14 protein-coding genes are annotated in these 11934 nt (G+C 39.6%); 11 read left to right on the forward strand and 3 right to left on the reverse strand.

Annotation, left to right across the window (positions count from 1 at the left end; all coding sequences use genetic code 11):
• The first annotated feature begins 36 nt into the window (after positions 1 to 36).
• From PGQ38_RS06760 to PGQ38_RS06785, 6 genes are all read left to right on the forward strand, one after another.
• Positions 37 to 1536 (forward strand): DUF5702 domain-containing protein, encoded by a 1500-nt coding sequence (locus PGQ38_RS06760; RefSeq protein WP_204452831.1) that lies wholly within the window; start codon positions 37 to 39, stop codon positions 1534 to 1536.
• A gap of 79 nt (positions 1537 to 1615) precedes the next feature.
• Positions 1616 to 2413: a hypothetical protein gene (locus PGQ38_RS06765; RefSeq protein WP_195392055.1), complete on the forward strand. Its 798-nt coding sequence runs from the start codon at positions 1616 to 1618 to the stop codon at positions 2411 to 2413.
• 28 nt (positions 2414 to 2441) lie between these two features.
• Entirely contained in the window at positions 2442 to 2852 is a 411-nt protein-coding gene (locus PGQ38_RS06770) for a prepilin peptidase (RefSeq protein WP_204452833.1), read from the forward strand.
• The gene (locus PGQ38_RS06775; RefSeq protein WP_227200609.1) at positions 2849 to 3283 is read left to right on the forward strand and encodes a TadE/TadG family type IV pilus assembly protein; all 435 of its coding nucleotides are present in this window, start codon (positions 2849 to 2851) and stop codon (positions 3281 to 3283) included. Before PGQ38_RS06770 ends, PGQ38_RS06775 begins: the two co-directional genes overlap by 4 nt.
• 3 nt (positions 3284 to 3286) lie before the next feature.
• Positions 3287 to 4741: a DUF6382 domain-containing protein gene (locus tag PGQ38_RS06780; RefSeq protein ID WP_118578003.1), complete on the forward strand. Its 1455-nt coding sequence runs from the start codon at positions 3287 to 3289 to the stop codon at positions 4739 to 4741.
• A gap of 130 nt (positions 4742 to 4871) precedes the next feature.
• Entirely contained in the window at positions 4872 to 5510 is a 639-nt protein-coding gene (locus PGQ38_RS06785; RefSeq protein WP_226855113.1) for a rhomboid family intramembrane serine protease, read from the forward strand.
• Here PGQ38_RS06785 and PGQ38_RS06790 read toward each other — a convergent pair.
• Positions 5441 to 6130 (reverse strand): sensor histidine kinase, encoded by a 690-nt coding sequence (locus PGQ38_RS06790; RefSeq protein ID WP_118578002.1) that lies wholly within the window; start codon positions 6128 to 6130, stop codon positions 5441 to 5443. The two genes, PGQ38_RS06785 and PGQ38_RS06790, sit on opposite strands and share 70 nt — an antisense overlap.
• Before the next feature lie 191 nt (positions 6131 to 6321).
• Between PGQ38_RS06790 and PGQ38_RS06795 the strand changes: the two genes are divergently transcribed.
• Positions 6322 to 6729, forward strand: a complete 408-nt coding sequence (locus tag PGQ38_RS06795) for an HIT family protein (RefSeq protein ID WP_118578001.1) — start codon at positions 6322 to 6324, stop codon at positions 6727 to 6729.
• 17 nt (positions 6730 to 6746) lie between these two features.
• A complete protein-coding gene (locus tag PGQ38_RS06800; RefSeq protein WP_118578000.1) occupies positions 6747 to 7274 on the forward strand; it encodes an RNA polymerase sigma factor in 528 nt (175 codons plus the stop codon).
• A gap of 48 nt (positions 7275 to 7322) precedes the next feature.
• Here the strand turns inward: PGQ38_RS06800 and PGQ38_RS06805 are convergent, their stop codons facing one another.
• Complete coding sequence (locus PGQ38_RS06805) at positions 7323 to 8387, reverse strand: undecaprenyldiphospho-muramoylpentapeptide beta-N-acetylglucosaminyltransferase (RefSeq protein ID WP_173719051.1); 1065 nt, start codon at positions 8385 to 8387, stop codon at positions 7323 to 7325.
• A 120-nt stretch (positions 8388 to 8507) separates the two neighbouring features.
• Here PGQ38_RS06805 and PGQ38_RS06810 point away from each other — a divergent pair, with 120 nt between their 5' ends.
• Entirely contained in the window at positions 8508 to 9050 is a 543-nt protein-coding gene (locus tag PGQ38_RS06810) for a hypothetical protein (RefSeq protein WP_195379965.1), read from the forward strand.
• A gap of 55 nt (positions 9051 to 9105) precedes the next feature.
• The gene (locus PGQ38_RS06815; protein WP_118577997.1) at positions 9106 to 10722 is read left to right on the forward strand and encodes an MBL fold metallo-hydrolase RNA specificity domain-containing protein; all 1617 of its coding nucleotides are present in this window, start codon (positions 9106 to 9108) and stop codon (positions 10720 to 10722) included.
• Positions 10723 to 10772: 50 nt separating this feature from the next.
• On the opposite strand, the gene PGQ38_RS06820 is transcribed toward PGQ38_RS06815, so the two are convergent.
• Positions 10773 to 11015, reverse strand: coding sequence for a TIGR03905 family TSCPD domain-containing protein (locus tag PGQ38_RS06820; protein WP_118577996.1), 243 nt, complete (start codon positions 11013 to 11015; stop codon positions 10773 to 10775).
• 204 nt (positions 11016 to 11219) lie between these two features.
• Between PGQ38_RS06820 and PGQ38_RS06825 the strand changes: the two genes are divergently transcribed.
• Positions 11220 to 11918, forward strand: a complete 699-nt coding sequence (locus tag PGQ38_RS06825) for a 5'-methylthioadenosine/adenosylhomocysteine nucleosidase (protein WP_118577995.1) — start codon at positions 11220 to 11222, stop codon at positions 11916 to 11918.
• Positions 11919 to 11934: the final 16 nt, after the last annotated feature.

Below are 11934 nucleotides of genomic sequence, written 5' to 3' on the forward strand. Positions count from 1 at the left end.
CAACTAACAAAATGATTTGAAAAGGAGAGGTGCGCCATGGTAAAAAGAGGAAGTATTACTGTTTTTCTGGCCTTAACCCTTGGACTTATTCTGTCCCTGCTGAGCTCAGGACTCGAGTCAGCAAGAATGGCTGCGGCCAGAACTCAGATTTTGAATGGGATGGATATTGGACTGTATTCTTTATTTGGACAATATAACAAGTCCCTTTTAAAGGATTTTGACTTGTTCGCTGTTGACGGAGCCTGTGGGGGAAAGGAAATGAATCTGGCCTCTATATATGATAATTTGGAATCTTATATGAAGCCTGTGATGAAGCAAAATAGTCAGAAATTGTCAGTACAGCAGGGTGGCATTTCCGGTTATCTTCTGATGACAGATTCAGAAGGTGAAGTCTTTTATCAGCAGGCAGTCCAATACATGAAAGAAACTCTTGGAAGCCATGGGGCAAAGCTCCTTTTAAACAAAATTCAAAATATGCAGGAAAAGACAATTGAAGCGGAGCGACAAGGAAATGAGATAGAAAGTAAAGGAACCATTGAAAATTATGAAAGTGAAATGGACTCTGCACAACAAAAAAGTCAGGCTTTGCTGGAAGAAAAAAAGAAACAGGAACAGCAGAATGGGCAAGATGGGTTTACAGATGGGAAAATGCTTCCGTCTGTGACAGAAAAGAAGCCTCCTGCAAAAGTTGAAAATCCTATTCCAGCAATTCGAAAAGTACGAAAAATGGGACTTCTGGATCTGGTCCTTCCTTTTGGAAAAGAAGTTTCTGACAAAAAGGTAAAAACTAAAGAATTGGTTTCAGGAAGAAAACTTGAAACAGGATTGGCAATGGAGGATTCCGTAAAAGCAGATGGAAGTATGCTCTCCCAGGTTTTGTATCAGCAATATCTCATGGAAAAACTGGGAAACTATATAGAACCAGGAAAGAGCGGCTTGCGCTATCAGATTGAGTACATTATTGGAAAGAAAAACAGTGATGAGGCAAATTTGAAAGATGTAGCGAAAAAACTTTTGATGGTTCGGGAAGGACTTAATGTTGCATATCTGGTTTCAGATGCACTTATGATGGGACAGATTCATGCCATGGCAGCGGCAATTGCAGCCGCATTTCTTATTCCACCGGCAGTTGTGGTGATTGAAGGTGCGCTGATCCTATGCTGGGCTTTTGCTGAAAGCATTCTGGATGTAAGAGAGCTATTTGCCGGCGGAAAAGTACCTTTAACTAAGAATGCCTCTAATTGGCAACTGTCGTTGCAGGGGCTGCCGGCATTGGTAGATAAGCTGGATACGGACCGGCAAAACGATGTAAACGGGTTGTCCTATGAGGATTATTTGCAGATATTTTTATTGACAACTTTAAAGACACAAAAAGTTAAAGGGGGTATGGATATGATTGAAAGTTCGTTTCGGGAGATGGAAGACTGGAATGAATTTTGTCTGGATCATTGCATTACTGCACTGGAGGCTTCTGTGGATGTAAAGGCAAATAAAAGAAAAGTGTTCACCGTAACGCGGGAATATCACTATATTTAGCTGGAAAATAGATCGTCTCTTGCCATATTACTATATAAGAAAGGCGCAGAAGGATGCTTTCCCGGAAAGGAGATGGAAAATGATTAAAAGAAAAAAGAGAAAAGATATACAGGCTCTGAGGAGCAGAACAAGAAGGAAGAGTTCTCTGGGAATCCGGTCTGTCAGAAAGTCCCCGTTTTCTGTCAGAAATCTTTTCGGAAAAGTGTCTTTGTGCGCCTTTGGAAAAGAAATAAAAGAGCAGGTAAAAAAAGCCAGTCTTACGATAGAAGCGGCCTTTGCCCTTCCACTCTTTTTCTTTGGAATGGTGACAATGATACATTTTATGGATGTATACAGAATTCAGACGGAACACTTGAGCAAACTGTGTCAGAGTGCAAAGGAAGCCGGAATGTATGCGTATGTGGTGGGAGGCGACGGAGTAGAAGAAATTACGCTTCCTGATGTTTACAAATACAAGCCAATTGGCGGATTGATACCGCTTCCGGCTAAATGGCAGTATAACAAGGTGAGGGTTCATGCCTGGACTGGCGTGGACAGAGGAAATGGGAATAGTGAAGAGAATGAAAAACCGGAAAATATGGTGTATGTAACGGTTTCAGGTTCGGTGTATCACAAAAAGCTGACTTGCAGTCACCTCAATCTGTCGGTTACTAAAGTGTCGGGTGGAAGTGTTTCTTCCAGACGAAATGAAAATGGAGAGAAATATCATGCATGTGAAAGCTGCAGTAGAGGGCAAGCTCCAGGAAGTACAGTTTATATCACAAAATCTGGAAACCGTTATCATAATGACAAAAATTGCAGCGGCTTGAAAAGGTCCGTACGTCTGGTAAAAGAGTCGGAAGCTGGTAATCTGCATGCATGTAAACGATGTGGTTAATAAGAAGAAATGGAAGGGGAATAGAATAATGGAACGAATTTGCATTCTTGCATTTCTTGGAATTAACAGTTGGAAAGATATACGTACAAGAGAAGTTTCAATTTTGTCAATTGTTGTATTTGGAATTGTGGGAATGATAAGAGCCTGCTTTCTTGGAACTGTGAGTGTGGATTTGGTATGGAATGTCTGTATGGGGGCCGCTGTGATCATGCTCAGTATTATCTCGAAAGGCGCTGTTGGGATGGGAGATGGTCTTTTATTTCTGTCGCTTGGAACAGTACTGTCTTTTGAGGAACTTTTGTCAGCATTTTTATTGGGACTTTTTTGCTGCTGTTTTTGGGGAATTGTGGTGTTATTTCTGTCAGGAAAAGGGAAAAAGACTGAGATGCCTTTCGTTCCATTTCTTATGTTGGGATATATTGGAGGTTTGATTTATTGAAAAAGAGAATGAAAAGGGGAAGCATGACAATAGAAGCAGCACTTTTAATGCCGCTGCTTTTGTTGGTTGTGACGATAACTTTGTATTTGTTTTTTTACGTACATAATAAGGTCTGGCTCACAGCCGCGGCTTACGAAGCAGCTCTTGACGGCAGTCTGGAAACGGCACGGCCAGAAGGAAAAAGCCGTGATAAAGCATTAAAAAAAGGAAAAGAACTTGGAAACTCTGGATTTTATGAAAGCAAAAACCTGAAACTTCAGGTCAGCGAAGGAAAAAAAGTGCAGGTAACGTATGATCTTGATATGTTTTCCTTATATGGAGGATTTAACAGTCATTTGCAGGTAAAGGGAAGTGTAAAAGTAATAAAACCGGTAACCTGGATCCGAAAAGTAAAGGGACTTTCTGAGGTGTCAAATAAGCTGAAGGGGTAAAAAATGAAATCAGAATATAAAAGAGATATAAATGGAAATTATCTTGTGCTGTATGAAAATGAAGAACCAGATACTTCTTCTTATCAGATGAGAATGCTGGTTGGCAATTCGATTCCATCTATTCTTAAATGCAGAGTGCAGGGAGTTGATGGACAGTTTATGGTGTGTTATGACATTACCTCCAAACAGTCTTTGCTTTCTCTTTATGAAGAAAAGAAAATGGGTTACGAAGATCTTCAGATGATCCTGGGTGGATTTGTGCAGGTGATGGAAGATATGTCAGAATATTTGCTGAATCCATGCAGGTTAGTATTGAAGCCGGAGTATATGTATGTAGATGTGGAAAAGAGACAGATCTATTTTTGTTATCTTCCTGGATATGATGAAGATGTGAGACAGAAATTTCAGGAACTGACAGAGTATATTCTTCCGATTCTGGATCATGAAGACTCAAAGGCTGTAATGCTTGGGTATGGAATATACAGAAGAGCTTTGGAAGACAGTTTTCATTTGGAATATATAAAAAAGGAACTTTATCAGGATAGAGAGGAAATAGAAAAAACAGTTGGTTCCTCAATTTTGCAGGAATCAGGCACTATGACAGAGAAAAGGTGTAATTCAGATGGCAGTGAGAAAATTGATCTGTTTGAAAATTATGGGGAGTCAAAAGAGGAAAAGCCTCAGGAAGAACATCTGGAAGAGTTGCTTTGGGAGGAAGAATTATCTGAAAAAAAGAAAAAAGATGTTGGGGGTACGTCTAAAGGATTTTTGATTTGGTGTGTAGCAGCTGGATTTTTTGCACTGGTGGTTGTGGCCGCAGAAACACTGGGGTATCTGCCGAGGGTATCTATGCAGGTTATTCTGGGAGTGGCAGCTGGGATTATGGTAATTGGAATGTTGTGTACCTGGGGTGTGTCCGTTATAAAGAATAAGAATTGCATCAGACATGAGAAAAAGGGACATCTGGAAATACAGAATAAAAGAGAAAATAAAAAAGTGAGTGAAGACTCAGGAAAAGATAAGGTGAACTTTAAAGATAGCATTGAAAGAAACACGACTTCAATGCAAAATACAGCAGAAGTATTGCACCAAAAAGAAAAAATATCAATATCACAAAAAAATTGCGGCGAAACAGTGGTTTTATCTGCGAATATTGTTACTGGACCGGCAACTCTTGTAAGCCGTGAACCTGGTGAACTTGCTACGATTTATCTTCAGAATGAACTTACGGTAATTGGAAAAATGGAGAATGCAGCGGATGCGGTGATCGAACTTCCTACAGTAAGCCGGATACACGCGAAGATACGGAAACGGGAGGGAGAATATTATCTTACGGATTTGAATTCACGCAATGGAACATCTGTAAATGGCAAAATTTTAAAAGGGGATGAGGAATATTGCCTTCAGGATCAGGATCAGATAGACTTTGCGCAGGCCAGGTATGTGTTTCTGAAATAAAATAACAGATTTTAAAAATTTACCGGGTCTGATCTGTTGAGGTATCAGAGAAATTGTGCTATACTTATTCTATTATCAGAAAGTAACGAAAACAGTATTGAAAGTAGACTGAAAATATCGAGGTGATGGCGTGGAAGAAATAAAAAAAGAACCAATAACGGTTCTTTTTATACTTCTGAATATATTGATATTTCTTGTTGTTGATTTTACCGGCGGATCAGAAAATACTGCTCACATGATTGAATGTGGAGCCGCCTATCCACCGCTGATTCTTGAAAATGGAGAGATATACAGGTTATTTACCTGTATGTTTCTGCATTTTGGAATTTATCATATTGCCAATAATATGCTTGTCCTTTTTGTACTGGGACAGCGCCTGGAACCGGTTGTAGGGAAGATTAAATTTATTTTAATTTACCTTCTTGGCGGTCTTGGTGGAAATATTTTTTCTTTTATTATGGAAATGAAATCAGCGGATTATGCAGTGTCAGCTGGTGCCTCTGGTGCCGTTTTTGCAGTAATGGGAGCAATGCTCTATGTAGTTATTCGAAATCATGGAAGAATTCAGGATATTTCCGTACGACAGATGATGATCATGGCCGGATTCTCATTGTATTTCGGTTTTACAAGTACTGGTGTAGATAATGCAGCCCATGTTGGCGGCATGGTTTGTGGATTTATCCTGGCGGCAGTTCTTTATCATCCGGGAAATTTTTCTGGCAGAACAATGTGGAAGGATGTTTCCCCATCGGATTCAATTTCTGCATAAATGTTTCCGCTGTGAGCCTGGATGATCTCTCTGGTGATTGCCAGCCCCAGTCCGGTTCCACCCTCTTTGAATGTTACAAATGGAGTAAAAATTTCATTCAGCTGTGATTCCGGTATGCCGCATCCATTGTCAGTTATGACAATATGTACCCTTTGGTCACTGGAAAAAGCACATAATTTTACTTTTCCATCAGCACTGGAAATTGCTTCTGCTGCATTTCTGAGCAGATTCAGTAAAGCCTGCTTTAATTTAATGGGATCAATAAAGAGGGCAGGCAGTGAAGGCGAAATATCAGTTTTTAAAGCAATGCCCAGGTACTGGTAAGTGGGCTGGATGCTGGAAATAATTTCCTTAAGATAGGCAGTAAAAGCAGTTTTTTTTCGCTCAAGTTTATGGGCATTGTTGTAATCTGAAAGATTATTTAACAATTCTTTTGTATACTCCAGATTAGCTGTAATATCATTCCAGTAATCAAATGAGACAACTTCAGGATGTGTGTCTTCAATCATCTGAATCTCACTGTTAATAAGTGCTATGGGATTGCGTATCTCATGGGAAAATCGTGATAGTATCAGATGAAATTCATCCTGTTTTTTGTTTAAGATTAAATTATTTTTCATAAGCTCACCTCAAGTGAAGTGTATCATTGAAGTGGACAAATGACAAACAAAATCGTACTTAAAAAATCGAGATTATTCGACAGAGATAAAAAATACTGTTCCAAAAATTTTTTAAAAAATTTTGGAAAAAAATGTGATTTTCGCTATTATTAGACGTATAATTTATATATTCTATTTGGGAGGATAAGACTATGAGTGATTGTATTTTTTGCAAAATTGCAAACGGAGAGATTCCATCAGCAACATTGTATGAAGATGAAGACTTCAGAGTAATTCTGGATCTGGGTCCTGCAAGTAAAGGACATGCCTTGATCTTGCCGAAAGCGCATGCGGCTAATATCTATGAGATATCAGATGATATGGCTGCGAAAGCAATGATTCTGGCAAAGAAAATGGCCACAAAAATGACCGAGGCGTTAAAGTGCGATGGTTTTAACATTGTACAAAATAATGGCGAACCGGCAGGACAGACTGTTTTTCATTTTCATATGCATCTGATTCCGAGATATGAAGGAGATCAGGTGGGAATTACCTGGAAACCTGGAACTTTAACGGATGAGGTGAAAAATGAAATCCTGGAGAAATTGAAAAGCTGCTAGAAAACGGGGTACACAAGATGAATAGCGAAGAATTTAACACATTTTACAGACGGTATTATAAAGTCTCTGTTAAAATCGCAAATGGAATTGTACAAAGCCGTTTTACAGCCGAGGATGTTACACAGGAGGTATTTTCATACTTTTACGAAATAAAAGAGAGACTGGATGCTTCCAGCGAAGAAAAGCTTCACGCATTGGTGGTATGGAAAACAACCAATAAAGGAAGGGACTACCTGAGAAAATCATATGTAAAGCGGGAAGTAATGTTTGACAATGATGTGGCTGAATTGCAGTATCGTACTACAGAAAGCGCAGAAGCGGCATTACTGGGGCTGGAAAAACAGAAATATTTATCAATGGCATTTGAAGGCCTGCGACGGAAAAATTTAATTAACTATATGATTTTTATGCGAGTTGTAATGGAAGGTGTATCTACTGAAGAAGTAGCGCGCGAATTTGGCTATACAAGAAACAATGTAAATAACAGAGTACTTAGAGCCAGAAAATGGCTTTTAGCAGAAATCTTAAGACTGGAAAAAGAGTAAAATTAAAAAGCATACCTCTGTTAAATAACAGAGGTATGCAGTGTAAAATCAGGAATGAATACATTCTTCAATGAGATTCACAATATGCTGAATAGAATTTAAGTTTTTGCCAGCCGACATAGCCGCAATATATTTATTACGTTCCTGATAGAGTTTACGGATTGCCTCTAAGAGAGACGCTTCTGTAATCTCTTCCTCCTCCAGTACCATACTGTAACCCTGGCGCTCGAAGGAGCGGGCATTGAGAATCTGATCACCGCGGCTTGCCTTTGCGGACAATGGAATTAAGAGATTTGGCTTTGAAAGTGCGGCAAGTTCACAGATAGCATTAGCTCCTGCACGGGAGATTACTACATCTGCCAATGCAAACATGTCAGGAAGCTGTTCCTGAACATATTCATATTGGACATAACCTGTCAGCTGGATACTTTCATCCGTTTTTCCCTTGCCACAAATATGAATAACCTGGAATTCTTTCAGCAGTTCAGGAAGAATTTTTCGTACATTTTCGTTTACAGAAGCAGCACCCAGACTGCCGCCAATTACCAAAAGAACTGGTTTATCTGAAGTAAAACCACAATATGCGCGAGCGTGTTCTTTATTACCATGGAGAAGCTCCTGACGAATAGGAGTACCTGTAAGAACTGCCTTATCTTTTGGAAGATTATTTACAGTTTCTGGAAAGTTACAGCAGACTTTTGTTGCGGAAGAAAGGCAAAGCTTATTAGCAAGTCCCGGAGTCATATCAGATTCATGAATGATTGCCGGAATGTGTCGTTTGCCTGCGGCAATTACCACTGGTACTGTTACGAAGCCACCTTTGGAAAATACTACATCAGGCTTTAATTTTTTCATAAGACTTTTAGCCTGAAAATAGCCTTTTATAACGCGAAATGGATCTGAAAAGTTTTTCAAATCAAAATATCGTCTTAATTTACCGGAAGCAATTCCATAGTAAGGAATACCAAGCTCCTCAATAAGCTGTTTTTCAATACCATTGTAGGAGCCGATGTAAGAAATTTTATAACTTTTTTCCTGTAAAGCGGGAATCAGAGCAATATTCGGGGTAACATGTCCGGCAGTACCACCGCCGGTAAGGATAATATGCTTCATAGGATCCTCCTGAATAAGTGTTTAATAGTTACAGTTCACTTTGTGAATAGCGACCTATTTAATAAATATGAACCCCTAAAAGGGAATTGTCAAGAAAAGAAAAAAATCTGGGAGAAAAAAATGAACAAAAAAAAGATAGGAGAGAAAACCGATAGTCTGTTAGAAGCTGAAATGATCAAAGAAGCAAAAATGATAGAAGAAAGTCTTCTTGGAAATGCTGCAAATGATTTTGAGATTTCGGATGAGGAACTGGATGAGGCGTATCAGCAGTTTTTAAAGAAAATGAAAGCAGAAGGCAAACTGGATGAAGATAAAATAAATGAGGCCAATTCTGCAAAAGCTATGAATAATGATACAAAGACTGCTGAAATAGTGAAGTTTCCAGGATTCCGGAACGAGGCGTCCAAAGAGGAAAATTTAAAAGATGCTCAATCAACAGAAAGTTCAGCTGAGGAAATTGATTTTATTGCAGGATTTTCTGATAAGCTACGTCAGTTTGAAAAAGAAGAAAATAAACCCTGGTACAAATATGGAAAGGCAGTAGGGATTGCAGTTCTTGCTGCAATCGGTATTCTTGCCGGAAGTATGGCAAGCCAGGCTGATTCAGCGAAATTTGTCAGCTCTGTTCAGCATATTATAAATAGTGAAGATGTTATGCCATAAAAACAGAAAAATATATGTAATATAAGTAAGAGTTCGGGTAAAAGGGGGAATCTGTATGAAGATCACTTTTATTGGAGCAACACATGAAGTTACCGGGAGCTGCTATTACCTGGAAGCAGCAGGAAAAAAGTTTCTTGTAGACTGTGGAATGGAACAGGGACCTGATTATTATGAAAATAAAGATATTCCTGTGCCTCCGGGAGAATTAGATTTTGTGCTTTTAACACATGCACACATGGACCATTCCGGAAATCTTCCTGCTATTTACGCAAAAGGCTTTAAAGGACCTGTATATGCCACAGAGGCAACCTGTAATCTTTGCGATATTATGCTCCGTGACAGTGCCCATATCCAGATGTTTGAGGCAGAATGGCGTAACCGCAAGGCAAAACGTCAGGGGAAGCCTGAATTTGTTCCAGCTTATACCATGGAGGATGCATTAGGGGTTATTCGTAATTTTGTAGGCTGTCCATATGAGACTGGAATAATTCTTGGCGAGGGGCTGAGAGTAAAGTTTATTGATGCAGGTCACCTTCTTGGATCAAGCAGTATTGAGGTGAATATCTGTGAAGCTGGAGTTGAAAAAACAATTGTATTTTCGGGAGATATAGGAAACAAAAATCAGCCGCTTATAAAAGACCCTGCCTATTTTAGAAAAGCAGACTACGTGGTAATGGAATCTACATACGGAGACCGGAGCCACGGAGAGAGACCAGATTATGTGCGCCTTCTGGCAGATGTTATTCAGGAGACCTTTGACCGGGGCGGTAATGTGGTAATTCCCTCTTTTGCAGTGGGAAGAACGCAGGAGATGCTGTATTTTATCAGACAGATAAAAGCAGAAGGCCTTATTCACGGGCATGATAATTTTAAAGTGTTTGTAGATAGCCCTCTTGCAAATGAAGCAACAAATATTTTCGGTATTCATAAATATGATTGTTTTGATGACGAGGCTCTGGAACTTATTCGAAAAGGAATCAATCCTCTTAGCTTTCCTGGTTTGAAGATATCCGTAACAAGTGAAGACTCAAAAGCAATCAATTTCGATGATGACTGTAAGGTGATTATTTCTGCCAGTGGAATGTGTGATGCAGGAAGAATTAAACATCACCTGAAACATAATCTGTGGCGGGAGGACAGCACCATTCTTTTTGTGGGCTATCAGGCTGTTGGAACTCCGGGACGCGCCCTTTTGGAAGGAACTCAGGAAATAAAACTCTTTGGTGAACCGGTGCACGTTGCAGCAAAAATCTGCCGTATGCCGGGAATCAGTGGCCATGCAGATGTAAATGGTCTGGTTGACTGGATAAAAGCATTTGAAGTAAAGCCTCAGAAAGTGTTTGTTACTCATGGCGAGGATACTGTGACAGAACTGTTTGCTGCAAGACTGCGTGATGAGATGAACTATGATGCATATGCGCCATTCAGTGGAACAGAATTTGATCTGGCTGAAGGCGAATTTCTGTACGAGGCAGAGGGCGTTAAGATACAGAAGCCTGCTGCGTTACAAAAAGCATCTAAGGCTGCAAAGGTATACGAAAAGCTGCTTGCGCTTGGATACAGACTGCTTTCCGTCATACGCAAAAACGAGGGCTGTGCAAACAAAGATCTGGAGAAGTTTTCAAGGGATGTCCAATCTTTATGTGATAAATGGGACAGAACTGATGGGTAAGTGTTACAGTCTGAAAAGAAATCCCCGGGACAAAAATCCCGGGGAAGTAATTATGAAATCGCTTCTTTTAAAGCAGTGGCAAGCTGGTCAGGGCATGAAGTAGGTCTGCGTCCACACTGGATTCCCTCCAGGCGTGCAATTACTTCTTTCGCCGGCATACCTTCTACAAGTTTGGCAACTCCCTGTGTATTTCCAGAACATCCACCAATAAATTTCACATTGTGAACTTTCTGTTCATCATCAATATCATATTGAATTGCCATAGAACAAACACCTTTTGTTTTATATTCCATTGTTTTTTCCTCCAATCGTTATGTAAAATCAGGAGATCAGGAACGCTGGTCAGGTTATGAACAGCAATAGCTTTGCACCTTCTCTCATTATAGCAGAAGATATTATAAGTTTCCATGCCAAATTTAAGTTGGATATAGCAAGAAGTTTTGGTATAATGTCAGATGAAGAAGCAGTTAACTTTCAAAAACAGAGGAGAATGCTAAATGAAAACAATTGGTATTATTGGCGCAATGGAAGTTGAAGTTGCGATTTTAAAAGAAAAAATGGAAGATGTACGAATTATAAAAAAAGCTTCCATGGATTTTTATGAGGGAATACTTGCTGGAAAAAAGGTTGTTGTAGTGCGTTCCGGAATTGGCAAGGTAAATGCTGGTATCTGTGCTCAGATTCTGGCAGATGTATTTTCAGTAGATGCGATCATTAATACAGGAATTGCAGGAAGCTTAAATAAAAATATTAATATTGGTGATATTGTTCTTTCCACAGATGTTGTACAGCATGATATGGATGCTACCGGATTTGGATACCGCAAGGGACAGATTCCGCAAATGCCTGTATTTTTCTTTAATGCAGATGATAATCTCCGCAGACTTGCTGCAGAAGTATGTAAGGAAGTAAATCCGGATATTCAGGTATTTGAAGGAAGAATTGCTTCTGGAGACCAGTTTGTCTGCGATCAGGATGTTAAGAATCGAATTGTATCAGAGTTTTCAGCATATGCGACTGAAATGGAAGGTGCAGCCATTGGACAGGCAGCATACTTAAATGAAATTCCGTTTCTGGTTGTCCGTGCTATTTCTGATAAGGCTGATGGAAGTGCGCAGATGGATTACAGCGAATTTGAGAAAGCAGCTGTTGACCATAGTGTGAGGCTTACTTTAAATATGCTGGCGCGTATTTGAAAAATCATTCCCGCAA

Origin of the sequence: Blautia faecis (assembly GCF_027662325.1) — a bacterium.
GTDB classification, from domain to species: domain Bacteria; phylum Bacillota; class Clostridia; order Lachnospirales; family Lachnospiraceae; genus Blautia_A; species Blautia_A faecis.

What these genes read in the sequence shown, in the direction of transcription:
- PGQ38_RS06780 (WP_118578003.1), top strand. Translation starts at nt 3,287, where the DNA reads ATGAAATCAGAATATAAAAGAGATATAAATGGAAATTATCTTGTGCTG.
- PGQ38_RS06790 (WP_118578002.1), bottom strand. Translation starts at nt 6,130, where the DNA reads ATGAAAAATAATTTAATCTTAAACAAAAAACAGGATGAATTTCATCTG.
- PGQ38_RS06805 (WP_173719051.1), bottom strand. Translation starts at nt 8,387, where the DNA reads ATGAAGCATATTATCCTTACCGGCGGTGGTACTGCCGGACATGTTACC.
- PGQ38_RS06800 (WP_118578000.1), top strand. Translation starts at nt 6,747, where the DNA reads ATGAATAGCGAAGAATTTAACACATTTTACAGACGGTATTATAAAGTC.
- PGQ38_RS06810 (WP_195379965.1), top strand. Translation starts at nt 8,508, where the DNA reads ATGAACAAAAAAAAGATAGGAGAGAAAACCGATAGTCTGTTAGAAGCT.
- PGQ38_RS06770 (WP_204452833.1), top strand. Translation starts at nt 2,442, where the DNA reads ATGGAACGAATTTGCATTCTTGCATTTCTTGGAATTAACAGTTGGAAA.
- PGQ38_RS06760 (WP_204452831.1), top strand. Translation starts at nt 37, where the DNA reads ATGGTAAAAAGAGGAAGTATTACTGTTTTTCTGGCCTTAACCCTTGGA.
- PGQ38_RS06765 (WP_195392055.1), top strand. Translation starts at nt 1,616, where the DNA reads ATGATTAAAAGAAAAAAGAGAAAAGATATACAGGCTCTGAGGAGCAGA.
- PGQ38_RS06820 (WP_118577996.1), bottom strand. Translation starts at nt 11,015, where the DNA reads ATGGAATATAAAACAAAAGGTGTTTGTTCTATGGCAATTCAATATGAT.
- PGQ38_RS06815 (WP_118577997.1), top strand. Translation starts at nt 9,106, where the DNA reads ATGAAGATCACTTTTATTGGAGCAACACATGAAGTTACCGGGAGCTGC.
- PGQ38_RS06825 (WP_118577995.1), top strand. Translation starts at nt 11,220, where the DNA reads ATGAAAACAATTGGTATTATTGGCGCAATGGAAGTTGAAGTTGCGATT.
- PGQ38_RS06795 (WP_118578001.1), top strand. Translation starts at nt 6,322, where the DNA reads ATGAGTGATTGTATTTTTTGCAAAATTGCAAACGGAGAGATTCCATCA.